Here is an 18,515-nt window from a genome sequence, read left to right as displayed (position 1 = left end):
ATGAACAAGATGGCAAACCCGACTACGGCTCTCTTAACTGAGCGCCGCTTTTTACCCTATTTCATCACTCAGTTTCTTGGTGCCTTTAACGACAACATTTTTAAAAATGTCTTGTTACTCTTTGTTGCGTTTGCAGGTCCTCAAGCGTTACCTATCTCAAGCAACTTATTCATCAATCTCGCTGCTGGGCTGTTTATTCTGCCTTTTTTCCTCTTCTCTGCGACCGCGGGAGTCTTAGCGGATAAGCTAGAAAAGTCTCGGTATATTCGTTGGGTTAAATTGCTTGAAATCGCCATCATGCTGTGTGGTGCGATAGGTTTTATCACTCAAAGCTACGGAATCTCACTGTTTTTATTGTTTTTGATGGGTACACAATCGGCCTTTTTTGGTCCAGTGAAATACGCATTGCTACCACAACAACTGAAATCGGAAGAGCTCGTTCCCGGTAATGCCTTAGTAGAAACCGGTACTTTTCTGGCGATCTTATTAGGCACCTTAGGGGCTGGACTGATTGCTTCCGCTGATAACGCGCACTACTTCGCCGCGGCTGCGGTAGTGATTTTCGCCGTGCTTGGTTATCTCTCTAGCCGCGCAATCCCGCTCGCGCCTGCGAGTGCTCCGCATCTCGAATTTCGTTGGCAGCCAATTACGCAAACCAAGCAGACGCTACGCATCGCCAAACGTGATCGCGCCATTTTCCAGTCCATTATGGCGATCAGTTGGTTCTGGTTTCTCGGCGCGGTGTACCTTACTCAGTTTCCTAACTTCACTAAACTGCACCTCAACGGTAATGAAGCCGCGGTCTCTTTCTTACTGGCGCTGTTTTCCGTCGGCATTGCCGTCGGCTCACTGGCGTGTGACAAGCTTTCCGGACACCGGATTGAGGTCGGCATTGTGCCCTTGGGCAGTGTGGGGATCAGCCTCTTCGGGTATCTGATGGCGACCAGCATTCCCACCGATCTCCCCGTTTTCAGCACTTTTGCGGATTTTGTTACTTACTCCGCGCTATGGCCACTGTTTGCTTATTTATTATTGATTGGCGTGTTTGGTGGCGTATTCATCGTTCCGCTTTACGCCATGTTGCAGCAACGCGCTAAAGTCACTGAACGTGCGCAAGTGATCGCGGCTCTCAATATCTACAATTCGCTGTTTATGGTCGGCAGTGCCGCACTTGGCATTGTGTGCCTCAGTGTATTGGAGATGAGTATTCCGCAGTTATTTGCACTACTGGCCGTGCTTAACGTCTTGGTAGCTTTGTATATTTTCCTACAAGTGCCGATTTTTGCCGTTCGCTTTCTGGTGTGGATCCTCACTCATACCCTATACCGAGTGCGCCATAAAAACCTGCACCATATTCCAGAACAAGGTGGCGCACTGCTGGTGTGTAACCATGTCAGTTATATGGATGCCCTATTGCTCAGTGCGGTTTGTCCGCGCTTAATTCACTTTGTGATGGAAGAAGAGTACGCCAACCTGCCACTGCTGAAACGTTTCTTGAAACGCGCTGGGGTGATCCCGATTTCTGCCAACAACCGAGCCTCTCTTCGCCGCGCATTTGCGGATATTGAACACTCACTCAACGAAGGGAATTTGGTGTGCATTTTCCCAGAAGGTCGACTTACCGCCGATGGTGAAATGAATCCATTTATGCGTGGCTTAGATTTAATCCTACACCGCAGCCCTGTTCCAGTGGTTCCTCTGGCACTCAAAGGGTTATGGGGCAGTTATTTCAGCCGTTACAAAGGTCGAGCTTGCCAAGGTGTGCCACGCCGTTTTCGCTCACAGTTAGAGATTGAAGCGGGAATGCCAGTTGCCCCGGAGCAAGCCAATGCGACGGTGATGCACGAAAAAGTGGCACAATTGCGTGGCGATTGGCGTTAATCTAGTTCGGTAGCGATGAGCAAAGGGAACACTTAATGAAAGGATTCTTCAATCTTAGTCACCTCTCTGCGGGATTTACCACGGTTTTGGTGGGATACACCAGTTCGGTGGTGATCGTGATCCAAGCCGCCACAGCCTCAGGTGCCAATCCAGCTCAAATCGAAAGTTGGTTGCTGACTCTAGGCGTGGTGATGGGGCTAACGTCAATCCTCTACTCTTGGTTTTACAAAACGCCAATTGTCACGGCGTGGTCAACACCTGCGGCAGTCATGCTGGCGGCATCGGCGGGACAATATTCATTACCCGTGGTGATTGGCGCGTTTATGTTCTCTGGCACACTGTTTACTTTGACGGGCATGCTCGCGCCTTTGACACGAGCACTGAGTAAAATCCCAGTTCCTCTAGGTACGGCTATGCTTGGTGCTATTTTGCTGCCCTTTTGTGCCAAAGCCTTCACCCCACTGACCGATACTCCCGCACTCTTTGCGCTTTTATTTACTAGCTACTTACTGGCTAAGCACTTTGTTCCTCGATACACCATGTTGGTGCTCTTGCTGGTCAGTCTTGGCAGTTCTCTCGCCTTGGGAAGCTTTCAGCATGCGGATCTGGCGCTGCGGATCGCCACGCCAATCTGGGTAATGCCGGCGTTTGATTGGCTCGCCATGCTTAACCTTGCCCTGCCGCTCTACCTCATCACTATGCTTTCACAAAATTTACCGGGGATTGCGATGCTCAAAAGCTATCAGTATGACGCACCAATCAAACCGATTTTGGTGGGCACGGGATTGGCGACCCTGATGAGCGCGCCTTTTGGCGGCTTTAGCGTCAACTTAGCCGCCATTTCTGCCGCCATCTGTATGAGTGAGGATGTCGATCAAGACAAAACACAACGCTACCGTGCGGTACTTTGGGCTGGAGGATTTTATTTATTGGCAGGGATTTTTGCGGCCCTTGTCGTCAATCTCTTCCTCGCGCTACCCAAACCTATTTCAGCCATGCTCGCTGGTTTAGCGCTGCTCGGTACATTGATGATGTGTTTGCAGAGCGCGTTTAAAATCGATGAGTACCGCGAGCCTGCGCTACTCACTTTTGTGATCACGCTTTCTGGTGCCACCTTGTTTGGAATGAGCGCGACGCTGATTGGCCTTGTGATCGGATTGGCGTACTTACGATTGACGACTCGCCCGCGACCATAAACTCAACCAGCAGCGGATAAGTAACTGAATCTTATAGCGGAGTGAACTGCGTTTGGTTGGCGGCCAACCACGCTTTCACCGCCGAGCGAGAGACTTTAATTCCCCCATCCAGCAAAGCATCGGGGAGTAAAAAGTACATGATAGGCCATTTGAATTTTTCGAGTTTACCTTGGCACCAAGTATCACCGATGGCTTGACACCACTCGGCCTCACTACGAATCACGGCGACGGGTCGCGCACCAAACTCACTATCTTGAACGGGTATTACGATCGCCACTTGCACATAAGGGTGCTGGTTTAACACCGCTTCTATTTCTTCACAGTGAACATTTTCACCGCCAGAGATAAAAAGATTATCCGCTCGGCCATCAATCAACAGATTATTGCCCTGCCAGCGACCGAGATCTTTGCTGTCAAACCAACCCTGCTCATTAGTGAGCGGCACTAGCTGCCCTTGCCGATAATAGCCTTGTGCCAACGTCTTCCCAGCAATGAAAATCCGCCCATCAACAAGGCGCAGCTCACGATGATCCAAAAGCTCACCATTACCTGCAAGTCCATCGACCCGCTTTGCCGTCACGGTGGAGGCGGCTTCGGTCATGCCATAGCCCAGCCAAGTATCAATACCGCGCGTTGCCGCCATTTGAGCGAGTTCAACAGGGATATGGCTGCCGCCGAGCAAAACACGTTTGAGTGTCAATCGAGAGCGACCGTCCAACAGACGTTTAAGCTGAGTAGGCACCAATGAAGCATGAGTGACGCCAGCAATATCGTTTTGCAGATCGCCAGTGCCGATCTTGAGTGTGGCTCCGACAGCAAGCCAGCGATAGAGAATAGCCACACCAGAGATATGATACAGCGGCAAACTCAGCAACCAACTGTCTGATTCGGTAAAAACAAACTTGTTCAGTAAACCGCGCGCCGAAACCAAATGTTGCTGATGAGTGTGTGCCACCGCTTTAGGTGTCCCCGTCGAACCTGAAGTGAAAATTAATGTCGCCAGTTGTTCACAAGAAAACTGGCTAGAGACTTTCTCACCACCAACGGAGTCATCCCGCTCATCGGGCAAACTCAGACGATGGGCATTAAGCGCCTCAATCTCTTCTTCACTCAATGCGCAAGATGGCGCTAGCCAAAGGTGCTTCGGGCTTTGCTCGGCATAGAGTGTGGCGAGCTTTTCCTGCAAACGCGCCAAAGGTTGTGGTGCGACAAAGGCGCACCGCGCGCCCACTTGAGTGCAAGCCAAAAACCACAGCACAGTGGGCAGGTGATTTTTTCCCACCAGCGTCACCACTTCCCCCGACCGAACCCCTTGCTCACGCAGCGCTTTAGCGTAGTGCGCCACTTGGCTATCTAATGCTTGCCAAGTCAGGGTTTGCCCAGCATGACTCAGCGCAACCTGCTTGGGGTCACGCTCAAGCCAAGGCTGCCAAAGGCTCACAGAGCAGATTCCGAGCGCCATACGATTTGCTGCTCTTGCAAAGTAACCACAGGCAGTAAGCTATTTGGCCACGGTGTTTCGAGCTGAGCTCGGAATAATCCCATCGTATCCAGTCCCGGTACTTCATTAGGCAGCAGTTTATGCGCCAAACGCGCTAACTGGTTCAAGCCCAAGCTCGACTCTAAGCTAGAGCTGATCACCGCTTGTAGCCCAAGTGCTTTGGCTTTCTCAATCAAAGCCTCCACACGATACACCGAGCCAATCAAGGTCGGTTTGATGACAATGGTTTTGACACCTAACAGATTCTCTAAAGCAAAATCCGCATCGCGAACCGCTTCTTGTAAGGTTTCGTCCCACGCAATCGCAATCCCGGTATCAATCGAAAATGCGATGCTTTCGCTTGGCGACTGGCACGGCTCTTCCAAAAACGCAATTCGGCTACGCAAAGACGGCGCAACGTATTGAGCGAACTTGAGCGCTTTGGCTGGAGTCCACGCGCGGTTGGCATCCAAACGCAGGGTCAAATCCGGCATGGATTCCAAAAACAGGTTGACCAGCATGCCATCCCGAATCGGCTCATACAACCCCACTTTGACTTTAGCGACTTTCTGCCCCGGTAAGTTGTTCAACACCGGCAGCAGCTCATCAGGATCGCCCGTACACAGCGGCGCAACATAGTAGTTGCCTTGTGCGGGCAGCGCTTGTTCTAGCTCGTAGTGCGCCATCGAAAGACCAAAAGCGACCGAAGGATGCTGTGCATCCCACTCAATAGCGTGACCTTTAACCCACTGCTCAAGCAGCGCTTGCGCTTGTAAGCCGACGTCTTCCAGCGTTTCACGGCTAAAGCCAGGCAGCGGTGCAATCTCGCCGCGTGCAGTACGGCCGTTTTCGGTCAGTTCGACAATAAAGCCTTCACGCTGAGTCAGTTTCTCATTGCGAAGGATGACACCGCTATCCATCGGCAGTTGGTAGCGATAGAGGGTTGCATGACGCATGTGGATCTCTTCCTATATCCAATCCATTCACATAAACCGACGTTTATGTTCAAAGAGAAAGAGCGGCAGGACGCCGCTCTGAAAAGCATTATGGGTTACGTGGGAACTTGTTGAAGTCCGGACGGCGTTTTTCATTAAACGCGTTACGGCCTTCTTGCCCTTCTTCAGTCATGTAGAACAGCATGGTCGCGTTGCCAGCCAGCTCTTGCAGACCCGCTTGGCCGTCACAGTCCGCATTGAGTGCGGCTTTTAGGCAGCGAATCGCCATCGGGCTGTGTTGCAGCACTTCACGACACCAGCGCACGGTTTCTCTTTCCAGCTCTTCCACTGGCACAACCGTGTTCACCAGCCCCATATCTAAGGCTTCTTGGGCATTGTAGAAACGGCACAGGAACCAGATTTCACGCGCTTTCTTCTGGCCGACAATACGCGCCATGTAAGAAGCACCCCAGCCGCCATCGAATGAGCCGACTTTCGGGCCCGTTTGACCAAATTGTGCATTTTCTGCTGCGATGGTCAGGTCACACATCATATGCAGCACATGACCGCCGCCTACCGCCCAGCCAGCCACAGCCGCAATCACCGGCTTTGGACAAGTCCGGATCTGACGTTGGAAATCGAGCACGTTGAGGTGGTGAGTGCCGGAATCATCGCGGTAACCGCCGTAGTCACCACGAATTTTCTGATCGCCACCGGAGCAGAAGGCATCTTCACCTAAACCGGTCAGGATAATCACACCCACTTTGTCGTCATAACGCGCATCCGCCAGTGCATGGATCATCTCTTTGACGGTCAATGGACGAAACGCATTGCGTACTTGTGGTCTGGCGATGGTGATTTTGGCAATCCCATCGTCGGATTTGTGGTAGTGGATATCTTGATAGTCACCGGTGCAGTCTTGCCAAATCACTGGTGCGTAGAGTTCTTGCTCAGAAATGCCTGTAGTTTTAGCCATGGTGGTTCCCATTGTAGTTATCACTCAATCGATTATTGAGTGGATCATCGCTTGTACAATCTTGGCAAACGCTTGCGGCTGTTCGTGGTGGACATTGTGTCCCGCCTGCGCAACCTGACTGTAACTTAACCCGCTACTCTCAGCGAGTTGCTGAAATTTACTGTCTTGCTCACCACACACGTAATGGATGGGGAGCTTAAGAGCCTGCAGCGCTGGCAATAAATAGGGCTGCTTAGCCAGACTTGTTGCCAGTAACATATGTGCTACTGATGAACCAAGATTAGCACTACGTTGCGCAATCAAAGTTTGTCTTTGCTCATGATTTAGTGAACTAAATACCGCTTGTTGATACCAATCGCTCAACACATGCTCAATCGGTTGCTGACTAAAGCGCTGCGCCCACTGCTGATCATGTTGCCAACGCGCTGCTTTTTCCTCATTCTCTTGCAGCCCGAAGTGACCACCTTCGATGATCGTCCCTCGCAGATTAAGACGCGAAAAAGCCCCCTGCGCTAACCCATTCATGATTAATCGCCCGCCGAGCGAATAGCCAACCAAAATGACTGGCACCTCAGGAGTAACATGGGCTTGTACGGTTTGCTCGATCATTTCGACCGCTTCGGCAAAATTATCACAATGCCGTTCTGGATTTGCACCGTGGCCGGGAAGATCCAGCGTCAATACTGCGCACTGAGTGCGCGCTAAATGAGAGAGAACCCGTTGCCAATCCGCACCACTGCCAAGCAAACCGTGCACCAACACCACCAAGGGTGTTCGCGCAGTAGGCTTGGCAAAGTGCAGTTGGTTAGAGAGCATGGAGTTGCGATGTCATTTGTTTGATGTGCATGGAAGCTTGCTGCGGCGGGGTTGTCACCTCGATAAGCAAAGTACCTGCACCGTGTGCAAAATGCTCTTCCACCAAGGTTTGGTAGTGCTCTAAGGTTTGCGCCGCGCAATACGCTAAACCAAATTGTGAGGCGGCATGGGCAAAGTCCATTCCATGCGGCATTTGATAGAGTGCTTCGCGCTGCTCACTCGGCACAGGCAGGAGATCGAAAATCGCTCCGCCGTCGTTATTGGTCACTACTATCACGGTCGGCTGCGCAGGATTGCGCATCAACACGAGCGAGTTGAGATCGTACAGTAGTGAGGTATCTCCCAGCAGCATCAGTAATGGCTTTTGCCGCGCACGTTGCACCCCTGACGCTGTGGCGACTAAGCCATCAATGCCAGATGCGCCCCGATTGGAGAACACTTCACGCCCATCAAGCGCGCTGAACATATCCACCAAACGCACAATCAGGCTGTTGCCCAAAAACAGATCCGCTTGCGTAGCGCGCTCAGTCAAATCTAACGCCAGTGCGACTTCACTCAGGGAAGAAGAGGAGAAATGCAGTTGCGCCAGTTGGCGAACCGACTGCGCATAATGGGTTAACTCATCGGCCCAACCTTGCTGGGTATGTTGACCCGCTAAGCGTTTGCTGAGCACAGCGTCTACCCAGAGGGTAATCTCACACACCCACTGCTGCTGCATGGCGTGCCAAGGGTTATTGCGTGCGCTGTGCGGCGCAATGTAATGATACTCGCCAAGACCCGCGGCGCACCACGCTTCTAACCACTGCAACAGACGTTTGGAGACAATCCGCGAACCAAATTGAACCACACATTGAGCTTGATTGAGCTGTTCACGTGCTTTGGGATGCTGCAGCCAGAGATCAAAATGTGCCCATTGGCTACTGATGCCCGATTGCGGATCGCACAGTAGCGGCCAGCCCATCGCTTTGGCAAAACGCTTTGCCGCTTGAGCCTCTTGCAAGCTCAGCGAGCCAACTATCACCACCCCTTTAGTCAGCAAGCCATCGATTGCTGCAGGCACACTCTGCACTAATCCTTGGTGAACTTGGGTATACGGCCGAGCTTGCTCACGCCAACGCTGAATTGGTTGTAAATAGGGTTGATAAATTGCCTCATCCCCAGCCGAATACAAGGGCTCAGGAAATGGGCAATTGATGTGTACGCTTCCACCGATTAGGGCTTGACGCGCCATCACTTCATCAATCGACGTGAGTAGCCAAGAAAGTGGATGATGGATGGCAGGACTAGGCAGCTCCAGCGATGCCGTGACATGAGATGAAAAAATCCCCGATTGCACAATGGCTTGATTGGCACCACACCCCACTAGCTCAAGCGGACGATCCGCCGTGAGTACCACTAAACGTTCACCGGTGAGTTTGGATTCAGCAATGGCTGGTAATAAGTTCGCCACTGCAGTGCCCGAGGTTACAATCACCGCGACAGGCTGTTGGCTAGCTTTCGCTAAACCAAGCGCCATAAACCCTAAGCCGCGCTCGTCATAGTGAGTATGTAACGTGAAAGCCGTATTCGCATTAGCCTCAAGCGTCAACGGGGTTGAACGAGAGCCCGGAGCCACACACACTTGTGTCACTCCCAAACGGCTTAACTCTTCGAGTAACACTCGCGACCAAAGGCGGTTCAATAAAGCTTGATCGCGGTTCATGATGCCACTCCCAGCGGTAAGCGGTCGGTTATCAAGCTCAATAAGGTAGAGAGCTTTTTATCCAGCTCCTGCCATTCATGCTCAGCAATCGAGCCCGGCACAATGCCAGCGCCTGCATAGAGCTGAACTTGTTTATCCACCACTAAAGCACTGCGGATCGCCACACAAAACTCGGCTTGCGCATGGCTAAAATAACCCATGGAGCCTGCGTACCAGCCGCGTGCAAAAGGCTCATTTTCCGCGATGAAGGCCAGTGCCGCTTGACGAGGTAACCCCGCAACCGCCGCGGTAGGTTGTAATGCGCCCAGTAACTGCACGCCATTGACCCCAGATTTAAGCTGCGCATCAATGCGTTTTTTCAGATGCTGCACTTTGCGCAATCGCACCAGTTGCGCTTCTCGCTGGGTATGGATCTGCTCGGCGTGTGGCGCGAGGCTTTCGATAATGTCCTCTACCACCAACTGATTTTCATTGAGGTTTTTACTGTCATGCGTCAGCCAGTGAGCCAGTTCCATATCTTGCGTCGCATTAGCTCCCCGGCCAATCGTGCCCGCTAAAGCTTCGGTTTCCAGATTCTGCCCATGGCGTAGGTAGAGCCGCTCTGGGGTTGACCCCATAAAGCTGTGGCGAGAATCGAGAGCCAAAAGAAAGTGAAAGCTGTGGTGATTTTGGGCATGGCTGGCTTTGAGCAGCTGCGCCGCACTGAGCGATGCATCCAACGTCAGGGTAGTTTTACGCGCTAACACCACTTTTTTGAACTGTTGTTCGGTGATCCCCGCCAGCACTTTTCCCACCAAATCATGCCATTTAGCCGCCGTTGGCGTGTGTTCGACACGAGTGACGTGCGCTGTCATCGAATGCAAAGTGGGCACTTCCACCAGCAGTTTTTGCAGTGCGGTCAGCGTGCGCTGCGGCTCATTGTTGATATTGACCGCGAGTAACCACTGTTCATCCCGTCGAATCAGTTCAATCTGTGGTAGAAAGAAGAAGGAAGACATGCAACGCGGATTTTTGGCGGTATGCCCATCAAAGGAGCGTCCCCCCCATACTCGCTGCTCATCGCCTAAAATCGCATACGCCGGAGCAGGATCGGTAAACGTGTACACCTGACCGAGCGCGACCACTTCTTCACGAGTATCACGCGATTGCCAGTAAAATTTGGGGAAAATTGGTTGGGCATCAAGCCAGTCAATCAGCGCAAAGGGTGGCTTATCGGCCAACGGCTGAGTAAAACGAACATCATGATCCTTCGCGCCACGGATGTGCTCCATCAATTGAGCAACGGCCTGATAAAAATGCAACAAAGCGACCTCGTACGGGGAGAGATTCGGTAAACTGCGGCTACTCTATTGAGAGAGCCTTATGAAATCAAGGTTATGGGGTATCTTTTACTTCGGCAAGTGATCGAGGCAACATGTCTTCTGATTTTAAAACCAGGTTGTCTTAGATTTTTATTCTAAAAAATGGCAAGTTAGTGTAGTTTGATCAAGAAAACAGATTATTTTCAGGAATATTACAATGCAAAATATCGGGATGTCGTCAAAACTCGATAATGTCTGCTATGACATTCGAGGACCAGTACTTAAACATGCTAAACGCATGGAAGAAGAAGGGCATAAAATACTGAAGCTTAACATCGGTAACCCTGCCCCGTTTGGTTTCGACGCCCCAGACGAGATCCTAGTCGATGTGATCCGTAACCTACCTACTTCACAAGGTTACTGTGACTCGAAAGGCATTTATTCCGCTCGTAAAGCGGTGGTGCAGTACTACCAGAAAAAAGGTATCCGCAGTCTGGACGTCGAAGATGTGTACATCGGCAACGGTGCATCAGAGCTTATCGTGATGGCGATGCAAGCCCTGCTCAACAATGGCGATGAAATGCTGGTACCTGCCCCTGATTACCCACTGTGGACAGCCGCGGTAGCACTTTCTGGCGGCAAAGCCGTGCACTACATCTGTGATGAAGAAGCCGATTGGTATCCCGATCTCGACGATATTCGCAGCAAAATCACCCCAAAAACCCGTGGCATTGTGCTGATCAACCCCAATAACCCAACGGGTGCGGTGTACAGTCGTGATTTCTTGCTGGAAATCATCGAGATTGCTCGCAAGCACAAGCTGATGATTTTCGCCGATGAGATTTACGACAAAGTGCTGTACGACGGCGCGGTGCATACCTCAATCGCCACCTTAGCGGATGATGTATTAGTCGTCACCTTCAACGGCTTATCCAAAGCTTACCGTGTTTGTGGTTTCCGTGGTGGCTGGATGTTCCTGACTGGCCCCAAACAGCAAGCACAAGGCTACATTGCTGGGCTTGATATGCTTGCCTCGATGCGCTTGTGTGCCAACGTGCCAATGCAACACGCCATTCAAACGGCACTCGGCGGCTATCAAAGTATCAATGAGCTGATTTTGCCGGGCGGCCGACTACTGGAGCAGCGTGATCGCGCATGGGAGCTGATTAACCAGATCCCGGGGATTTCTTGCGTGAAGCCAAAAGGCGCGATGTACCTGTTCCCGAAAATTGATACCAAAATGTATCCGATCAAAGATGACCAGAAAATGGTGCTTGATTTCCTAGTGCAAGAAAAAGTGCTGCTAGTACAAGGCAGTGGTTTTAACTGGCCAAAACCGGATCACTTCCGCATTGTGACTCTGCCACATGTGGAAGATCTGGAAATCGCCATCAGTCGCTTTGAACGCTTTATTACCACTTACAGCCAATAATTCACTGGCAGCAAGTCGCAAAATGACTTGCGATTGTAGGTAGGCGAAACAGGCTCTCTTTCGATACACTGAAGAGAGCCTGTTTTTTTATCTTCTTTTCAGCGTCATCCATCGGCCGCTGAAAAGCCAATCCATCAGCAAGGAAGTGAGTGTGCTATGCAAGAGAGCCATTTTTTCGCCCACCTCGCGCGCATGAAACTGATTCAGCGCTGGCCATTAATGCGTTCCATCTCCAGTGAAAATATTTCTGAGCACAGCCTGCAAGTCGCCTTTGTCGCTCATGCACTGGCGGTGATCAAAAACAAAAAATTTGGTGGAACGCTCAACCCTGAGCGCATTGCGCTGCTCGCCATGTATCACGATACCAGTGAAGTGCTGACCGGTGATTTGCCAACGCCCATCAAATATTTCAATCCCGAGATCGCTAAAGAGTACAAAAAAATCGAAGCGGCGGCCGAGCGGCGTTTATTGGATATGCTCCCAGAAGAACTGCGCGACGATTTTCGCCCGTTTCTTATCTCCAATACGGCCGATCCCGATGAAAGCGCCATCGTTAAGCAAGCCGATGCGATTTGCGCGTATTTGAAATGTTTGGAAGAGCTCAGCGCAGGTAACCACGAATACGCTCAAGCGAAAAAGCGCCTTGATGTGACGTTACGTGAACGGCACAGCGAAGAGATGGACTATTTCCTACAAACCTTTGCCCCGAGTTTTGAATTAACACTGGACGAAATCAGCTAAGTCGCTATAACTTAAGACATTGTAAGTTAAAACAAAACTGTGCAAGGAGTAACGCGATGCAAGTATCCCTAAACCCTGAGTGGTTAGCTCGTAACAACGATGAGCACAAAATTCGCCGCAACGATCATCGCAGCCCATTTCAGCGCGATCGCGCGCGTATCCTCCATTCGGCGGCTTTTCGGCGCTTGCAAGCCAAAACCCAAGTCCACGGAACGAGCTTGAATGACTTTCATCGCACTCGCCTCACCCATTCACTGGAAGCAGCGCAAATCGGTACCGGCATCGTCGCGCAAATTAAACTCAAACAACCGGAGTTTCGTGAGCTATTACCCTCTGACAGCTTGATTGATTCGCTCTGCCTTGCGCACGATATCGGCCACCCTCCTTACGGGCATGGCGGTGAAATTGCGCTCAATTATATGATGCGCGATCACGGTGGCTTTGAAGGCAATGCGCAGACTTTTCGGATCGTCACCAGCTTAGAGCCTTACACTGAGCATCACGGCATGAACCTGTCGCGCCGCACGCTACTCGGGCTTTTGAAATACCCTGCGCTGCTGAGTGCCACGCGCGCTGCAACACCACCGCCAGCGGTCGCCCACCAACGCCAACTGAAAGCTAAAGATTGGTCGCCTGCAAAAGGCATCTACGATTGTGATCTCGCGAGCTTGGACTGGGTGCTGGAGCCGCTGTGTGAAAGTGATCGTGAATTGTTGGGACAAATGCGCGCAGAACCAAGCTCCCCCAAAGAGCACCGTAAAACTCGCTTTAAATCGCTCGATTGCTCGATCATGGAACTGGCGGATGACATCGCTTACGGCGTACATGATTTGGAAGATGCGATTGTGCTGGGTATGGTAACCCGCGCGCAGTGGCAAGAAGCCGCAGCGGCGCAGCTTGCCGAGTGCGGCGATCCTTGGTTTGAAGAACATATTGCCGAGCTCAGTGAGATGCTGTTTTCTGGCAAACACTATGTGCGCAAAGATGCGATTGGCGGCATTGTGAATGCCCTTTTAACCAGTATCAGCGTGAAGCCAGTTGAAGCGCCATTTCATAATGAACTGTTGGCGTTCAATGCTTATATCGAGCCGCACATGGGCAATGCGCTTGAAGTGCTCAAACACTTTGTGAGCCAATACGTGATTCAAATTCCGCAGGTACAGCGCTTTGAATACAAAGGCCAGCAACTGATCATGGATTTGTTTGAAGCATTGAGCGCTGACCCTGAGCGACTACTGCCACAAGCCACCGGTGAAAAGTGGCGCAAAGCCCAAGAGCAAGAGGAAGGCATGCGCGTGATCTGCGATTACATTGCCGCGATGACGGATGCGTACGCGCAGCGACTGCATCAGCAGCTTTTCTCAGCGCAGAGTCATTACTGACGGTAATTTCGCTCGAAAACGCCTTCTGGCATCTGATCGATCTGATATTGAATCATGGCATCAAACACCTTGAGCAGTGGCGAGAAGTCACGCATAGGTTGCCACTGCTGGAGCAGATGATAACCCGCCTCCACAGTCGAAAGCGCGGTATCATCCGGCGCTTTACGAATTCGGTAATGCCCAACACACTCGTCCGGCAAACGCAGACTCGGTAACTCATGCAGTTGAGTGTTGATTTGCCACATCTTGTAGGCTTTTTTCCACGTCCCATCGAGCAAAATCACCCGCTTTTTGCGCGCTGTCACAAGGCTTATCTCGGTGCATTCTTGCGCGTGTTCATTCGGGTAAAGCACATAGTGGTCCACATCCGGCTCTGCCAGCAGTTGGTTTAACTCGTCATGCTCACGAAAATCTTCGCCCACCAATAGCCGACAATTAGCCAATGACAAGCTGAGAATGCGCGCGGTACCAAGTGGGCGCTTTTGTTCCGTTGGGTGCTGAAGAATGATAAGCTCAACCGCACTTTCCAGCGCGACAATGGACGGACACAAGCACGCTTTACGCGCTTTACCACACTCGGAACAATAACGGGACATGACGTGAATCTTTACCTGCTGTTATTGGCAATAAGCCTGTTGAGTTTAAGTCTGCAGTGGCCACCACTGCATGAGCTGACTCTGTGGCACTTCAGCGCCATAGAACAAGGTCAATGGTGGCGCATCCTAACAGGAAACTTCGCCCACACCAACTTTGCCCACTGGGCAATGAACCTTGCCGCATTATGGATCATCAGCTTTGTGTTTAAACCCACAGCACGTCAGTTACTGATCCCTCTGCTACTGACTAGTCTTGCGGTGGGAGTGATAATTCTCGCCTCCGACATGCAGTCTTATGTTGGGCTCTCTGGCACCTTGCATGGCCTCTTTGCTTACTACGCGCTGAATGAAGCGCTGAATGGACGACGCAGCAGTTGGCTGTTAGTGCTTGGAGTTATCGGAAAAGTGGGATGGGAGCAGTGGTTTGGCGCATCCGCCAGCACCGCAGAGCTGATTGGCGCACGAGTAGCGACGGAAGCCCATTTAGCCGGTTTAGTCAGTGGCTTATTACTCAGCGTCATGCTGTTTAGCTGGCGAAAGAGAGTGCGAAAAAAAGACTAGGACTTCAATTCACACCTACATCGTTTAGCTATTCATATTCAAAACCACTTGGCGCGGTAGGGAAGCGAATAAACTTCACCAAAACGCTGCGCCAAGTAGGAAGGGGATTATTTCGCGACGAGCGTATTGAGCTTCTCGCCAAGTAATGGTAAACGCCACCCTTGCATTAAATCAGGCAAGCGGGCTGGGTCGCGGTCGCGCTTCCATACCCAACTCAGCAGTTGGTTAAGCTGTTTTTTCGAGGCCAGAAACTCGGTCGCGAGGCCACTGGTGTTCGAAACGCTCTTTACTTCATCTTTCAAACGTTTGAACAACTGCTTGTAACCTGGGTATTCCATGATCGGTACGATTTCTGGCGGGTAAGCATCGGCTGGAGTTTCCAGCGCCGCCTTCACCATAGCGATAATTTTGCTGCTGTGACGGCGGATTGCATGCGGATCAACCCCCTCTTCTTCCATGCGCTTCGGACTGCGTAGCGCCAAACGCGAAATGGTCAGTAAGTCCGTTTCTTTAATCACGAAGTTGAGCGCCAAATCTCGGTTTACCGCTTCATGGTAACGCCATGTTGCTAAGGGTTTGAGGATCGCCAGTTCTTTAGGCTTAAGCTGCCAAGCCCCTTTGATGTCTAAATAAGCGAGCTCTGGGTTGCTGACTTTGGTCCGCTTGGCCACTTGCAGTTCACTTTCTTGCAATGCCGCGTCCCACCAGCCGGCTTGGGTCACTCGCTCGACCAGTTTTTCGTACATCGGTAGCAGATAGAACACATCGGCTGCGGCGTATTCCAGTTGCTTATCGCTTAAAGGGCGCGCTAACCAATCGGTGCGCGATTCGCTTTTGTCTAGCTCAACTTGCAGTTGGTCTTGCACTAACGCCGCAAACCCAGTGGATAAACCGTAGCCCAAAAACGCGGCCATAATCTGAGTATCCACCATAGGGAAAGGCGTGCAGCCAAACGCATTCTGGAACACTTCCAAATCTTCGCCACAGGCGTGCAACACTTTCAATACCGAAGTGTCTTGCAATAACTCGACAAACGGCGTCATTTCATCCAGCACGGTGGGATCAATCAGCGATAGGTTTTCCCCATCAAACATCTGGATCAACCCCAGTTGCGGAAAGAAGGTGCGGGTGCGGACAAATTCGGTATCCAGCATCACCACATCCGCATCACGGGCAGCAAGACAGACTCGTTGTAGATCGCCTAGTTGGCTAATAATTTGATAATTCACAGATAACTCGCAGTTGTTGCTCAAAAGAAGAGAGACTTCTTTTGAAAGAAAATGCCGGCAGCTAAGGCCGGCATTCTAACATTAAAAAACACTCGCAGCTGGGTACAGCTTATGCGCTTTGCTTCGCCTTTGCTGCCAACTGTGCGTCATTTTCTTCACGCAGCACACGACGCAGGATTTTGCCCACGTTGGTTTTTGGCAGGTCGTCACGAAATTCAACCAGTTTTGGCACTTTGTAGCCAGTCAAATGCTTACGACAGTGAGCAATCACTTCGTCTTTGGTCAGGCTTGGGTCGCGCTTCACCACATAAATCTTCACCAATTCGCCAGAAACATCGTTAGCCTGACCAATCGCTGCGACTTCTAGCACTTTGCCGTGCAGCGCCACCACATCTTCGATTTCATTCGGATAAACGTTAAAGCCTGAAACCAGAATCATGTCTTTCTTGCGATCAACAATGTGGATCAAACCTTGGTCATCGAATTTTACGATATCGCCGGTTGAAAGCCATCCCTCAGCATTGAGCACTTCTTTGGTCGCTTCAGGGCGCTGCCAGTAACCTTGCATGACTTGTGGGCCACGCACTTGCAGTTCACCAACTTGATCGTTAGGCACCACATTACCCGCATCATCCACAATCCGCACTTCGGTTGACGGTACTGGTAAACCAATCGCACCCGTGTAATCCGTCAAATCGTATGGGTTGCCGGTAACCAGTGGCGAACACTCGGTCAAACCATAGCCTTCGAGCAAATGGACACCGGTAGTCTTTTTCCAACGCTCAGCAACAGCGCGTTGTACTGCCATACCGCCACCAACCGCTAACTTCATATTTTTGAAGTCGAGCTCGTGGAAATCTTCGTTATTCACCAGCGCATTAAACAGGGTGTTTACACCGGTAATGGCTGTAAATGGGTACTTTTGCAGCTCTTTCACAAAGCCCGGAATATCACGCGGGTTAGTGATCAATAAGTTGCGGCCACCCATTTCAATAAACAGCAAGCAGTTTACGGTTAAGGCAAACACGTGGTACAGCGGCAGTGCGGTGACCACCAACTCGCGACCCTCTTGCAGCACAGGGCCGTAAGCGCCTTTGGCTTGCAGCACGTTCGCAACCATGTTGCGGTGCGTCAGAATGGCGCCTTTCGCCACACCGGTTGTGCCGCCAGTGTATTGCAGGAAGGCAATGTCTTCACCGGACATAAACGGCTTCACATATTGCAGACGGCGGCCTTTGTGCAGCGCTTTACGCATCGAAATCGCGCCCGGCAGATCGTACTTAGGTACCATGCCTTTGACGTATTTCACCACGAAATCGACAATTGTGCCTTTGGCGCGGGGCAGCATCTGTCCAAGACTGGTCAGCACCACATGCTTGACCTGTGTATTGGCAACGATCTGCTCTAAGGTGTTAGCAAAGTTTGAGACGATCACAATCGCGCGCGCATCCGCATCATTCAATTGATGCTCCAGCTCTCGCGGAGTGTAAAGTGGGTTGACGTTCACTGCGATCATGCCAGCACGCAGAACACCAAACAGCGCCACAGGGTATTGCAGCAAGTTCGGCATCATCAGAGCGACACGGTCACCTTTTTTCAGCTTGAGATCGTTTTGTAAATAAGCCGCAAAGGCGCGGCTGCGCTCTTCCAGCTTACGGAATGTCATCACCGCGCCCATGTTCATGAAGGCTGGCTGATCCGCGTACTTATGTACCGATTGTTCAAACATTTCGACCAGTGATGGGTACTGATCAGGATTAATGGTTTCCGGTACGTCTTTCGGATAACGTGAAAGCCAAGGTTTATCCACGGTAATACTCCTCGTTATTGGCTGGCGCTATTCTTGTTGTTGTCATCATGCAGTAGTCATGCAAATACTGACCGCTATTACAGCACAGCCGAGATGCTTGAGCACGTAACTCTCAAACACTTGTTTAAATTTTGTTAACTAAGCCAAAAATCAATTCAGCGACCGCTTGAGGTTGCTCTAAATGGCAGTGATGCCCGCCCGTCACCGTTGCTATAGGGATGGTCGCAAACTCTGGGTTTTGTGCTTGTTGCTTGAGTGTGGCAAACCCCTGCGAGCCCAAAATCACCTGCTGCGGACAACGGATTGATTCACGCACCTGCGCGGCGTGTTCCGGCGTCATGCGATATAAAGAGTCCGCCTTGAGCTTTAGATCATGCCGCCAGAACCACTGCTCGTCATGCTGATAAGTGCCACGTTCGACCAACGGACGCAGCAATTCAGCCGGTAACTGATTGACCAAAGCACGGTGACGCAGTG

General features: G+C 51.3%; 15 protein-coding genes and 1 pseudogene. 6 read left to right on the top strand and 10 right to left on the bottom strand.

Features of this window, described 5'->3' with window-relative positions:
- Positions 1-9 precede the first annotated feature (9 nt).
- Together GOU96_RS02230 and GOU96_RS02225 are read left to right on the top strand one after the other, a co-directional pair.
- A complete protein-coding gene (locus GOU96_RS02230) occupies positions 10-1,881 on the top strand; it encodes an MFS transporter (RefSeq protein ID WP_162811726.1) in 1,872 nt (623 codons plus the stop codon).
- Between the two features lie 35 nt (positions 1,882-1,916).
- On the top strand, positions 1,917-3,077 hold the full coding sequence (locus tag GOU96_RS02225; protein ID WP_033929781.1) for a benzoate/H(+) symporter BenE family transporter: 1,161 nt from the start codon (positions 1,917-1,919) through the stop codon (positions 3,075-3,077).
- Positions 3,078-3,108: 31 nt separating this feature from the next.
- On the opposite strand, the gene menE is transcribed toward GOU96_RS02225, so the two are convergent.
- The 6 genes from menE to GOU96_RS02195 all read right to left on the bottom strand — a co-directional run bounded on the left by menE (position 3,109) and on the right by GOU96_RS02195 (position 10,290).
- Positions 3,109-4,539 carry an o-succinylbenzoate--CoA ligase gene (gene menE, locus GOU96_RS02220; protein WP_267781181.1) on the bottom strand — a complete coding sequence of 477 codons (1,431 nt, stop codon included), beginning with the start codon at positions 4,537-4,539 and terminating at the stop codon, positions 3,109-3,111.
- Positions 4,515-5,513 (bottom strand): o-succinylbenzoate synthase, encoded by a 999-nt coding sequence (menC, locus tag GOU96_RS02215; protein WP_042988208.1) that lies wholly within the window; start codon positions 5,511-5,513, stop codon positions 4,515-4,517. Before menC ends, menE begins: the two co-directional genes overlap by 25 nt.
- An 88-nt stretch (positions 5,514-5,601) precedes the next feature.
- On the bottom strand, positions 5,602-6,468 hold the full coding sequence (menB, locus tag GOU96_RS02210; RefSeq protein ID WP_001918720.1) for a 1,4-dihydroxy-2-naphthoyl-CoA synthase: 867 nt from the start codon (positions 6,466-6,468) through the stop codon (positions 5,602-5,604).
- Positions 6,469-6,492: 24 nt separating this feature from the next.
- Entirely contained in the window at positions 6,493-7,284 is a 792-nt protein-coding gene (gene menH, locus GOU96_RS02205; RefSeq protein ID WP_053033496.1) for a 2-succinyl-6-hydroxy-2,4-cyclohexadiene-1-carboxylate synthase, read from the bottom strand.
- Positions 7,274-8,986, bottom strand: a complete 1,713-nt coding sequence (gene menD, locus GOU96_RS02200) for a 2-succinyl-5-enolpyruvyl-6-hydroxy-3-cyclohexene-1-carboxylic-acid synthase (protein ID WP_175248022.1) — start codon at positions 8,984-8,986, stop codon at positions 7,274-7,276. Before menD ends, menH begins: the two co-directional genes overlap by 11 nt.
- Entirely contained in the window at positions 8,983-10,290 is a 1,308-nt protein-coding gene (locus GOU96_RS02195) for an isochorismate synthase (RefSeq protein WP_175248021.1), read from the bottom strand. Before GOU96_RS02195 ends, menD begins: the two co-directional genes overlap by 4 nt.
- Positions 10,291-10,504: 214 nt before the next feature.
- On the opposite strand from GOU96_RS02195, the gene GOU96_RS02190 reads away from it, so the two are divergent.
- The 3 genes from GOU96_RS02190 (at position 10,505) to GOU96_RS02180 (ending at position 13,842) form a co-directional block, all read left to right on the top strand.
- A complete protein-coding gene (locus GOU96_RS02190; protein WP_001179458.1) occupies positions 10,505-11,719 on the top strand; it encodes a pyridoxal phosphate-dependent aminotransferase in 1,215 nt (404 codons plus the stop codon).
- Between the two features lie 156 nt (positions 11,720-11,875).
- The gene (yfbR, locus tag GOU96_RS02185; RefSeq protein WP_001158197.1) at positions 11,876-12,460 is read left to right on the top strand and encodes a 5'-deoxynucleotidase; all 585 of its coding nucleotides are present in this window, start codon (positions 11,876-11,878) and stop codon (positions 12,458-12,460) included.
- 56 nt (positions 12,461-12,516) lie between these two features.
- Entirely contained in the window at positions 12,517-13,842 is a 1,326-nt protein-coding gene (locus tag GOU96_RS02180; protein ID WP_001198179.1) for an anti-phage deoxyguanosine triphosphatase, read from the top strand.
- Here GOU96_RS02180 and GOU96_RS02175 read toward each other — a convergent pair.
- Positions 13,836-14,438 (bottom strand): tRNA-uridine aminocarboxypropyltransferase, encoded by a 603-nt coding sequence (locus GOU96_RS02175; RefSeq protein WP_071180411.1) that lies wholly within the window; start codon positions 14,436-14,438, stop codon positions 13,836-13,838. The two genes, GOU96_RS02180 and GOU96_RS02175, sit on opposite strands and share 7 nt — an antisense overlap.
- Positions 14,439-14,441: 3 nt before the next feature.
- Here GOU96_RS02175 and rrtA point away from each other — a divergent pair, with 3 nt between their 5' ends.
- Entirely contained in the window at positions 14,442-14,999 is a 558-nt protein-coding gene (rrtA, locus tag GOU96_RS02170; RefSeq protein WP_088128925.1) for a rhombosortase, read from the top strand.
- Between the two features lie 107 nt (positions 15,000-15,106).
- On the opposite strand, the gene rnd is transcribed toward rrtA, so the two are convergent.
- The 3 genes and pseudogenes from rnd to GOU96_RS02155 form a co-directional block, all read right to left on the bottom strand.
- A complete protein-coding gene (gene rnd / locus GOU96_RS02165) occupies positions 15,107-16,228 on the bottom strand; it encodes a ribonuclease D (protein WP_171008786.1) in 1,122 nt (373 codons plus the stop codon).
- A 109-nt stretch (positions 16,229-16,337) separates the two neighbouring features.
- Complete coding sequence (gene fadD / locus GOU96_RS02160; protein WP_000360594.1) at positions 16,338-18,038, bottom strand: long-chain-fatty-acid--CoA ligase FadD; 1,701 nt, start codon at positions 18,036-18,038, stop codon at positions 16,338-16,340.
- Positions 18,039-18,162: 124 nt separating this feature from the next.
- A pseudogene (locus tag GOU96_RS02155) lies at positions 18,163-18,515 on the bottom strand (alpha/beta hydrolase); the annotation flags it as partial.

The organism is Vibrio sp. R-1, assembly GCF_035615595.1.
Taxonomy (GTDB): Bacteria; Pseudomonadota; Gammaproteobacteria; order Enterobacterales; family Vibrionaceae; genus Vibrio; species Vibrio cholerae.
The sequence above is the reverse complement of the archived record's forward strand: the minus strand, read 5'-3'. Positions and strand labels throughout refer to the sequence as shown.

Coding starts and splice junctions, on each gene's coding strand:
- menE (WP_267781181.1), bottom strand. CDS start 4,539: ATGGCGCTCGGAATCTGCTCTGTGAGCCTTTGGCAGCCTTGGCTTGAG.
- menD (WP_175248022.1), bottom strand. CDS start 8,986: ATGAACCGCGATCAAGCTTTATTGAACCGCCTTTGGTCGCGAGTGTTA.
- menC (WP_042988208.1), bottom strand. CDS start 5,513: ATGCGTCATGCAACCCTCTATCGCTACCAACTGCCGATGGATAGCGGT.
- yfbR (WP_001158197.1), top strand. CDS start 11,876: ATGCAAGAGAGCCATTTTTTCGCCCACCTCGCGCGCATGAAACTGATT.
- GOU96_RS02175 (WP_071180411.1), bottom strand. CDS start 14,438: ATGTCCCGTTATTGTTCCGAGTGTGGTAAAGCGCGTAAAGCGTGCTTG.
- GOU96_RS02230 (WP_162811726.1), top strand. CDS start 10: ATGGCAAACCCGACTACGGCTCTCTTAACTGAGCGCCGCTTTTTACCC.
- GOU96_RS02225 (WP_033929781.1), top strand. CDS start 1,917: ATGAAAGGATTCTTCAATCTTAGTCACCTCTCTGCGGGATTTACCACG.
- GOU96_RS02180 (WP_001198179.1), top strand. CDS start 12,517: ATGCAAGTATCCCTAAACCCTGAGTGGTTAGCTCGTAACAACGATGAG.
- menB (WP_001918720.1), bottom strand. CDS start 6,468: ATGGCTAAAACTACAGGCATTTCTGAGCAAGAACTCTACGCACCAGTG.
- GOU96_RS02190 (WP_001179458.1), top strand. CDS start 10,505: ATGCAAAATATCGGGATGTCGTCAAAACTCGATAATGTCTGCTATGAC.
- menH (WP_053033496.1), bottom strand. CDS start 7,284: ATGCTCTCTAACCAACTGCACTTTGCCAAGCCTACTGCGCGAACACCC.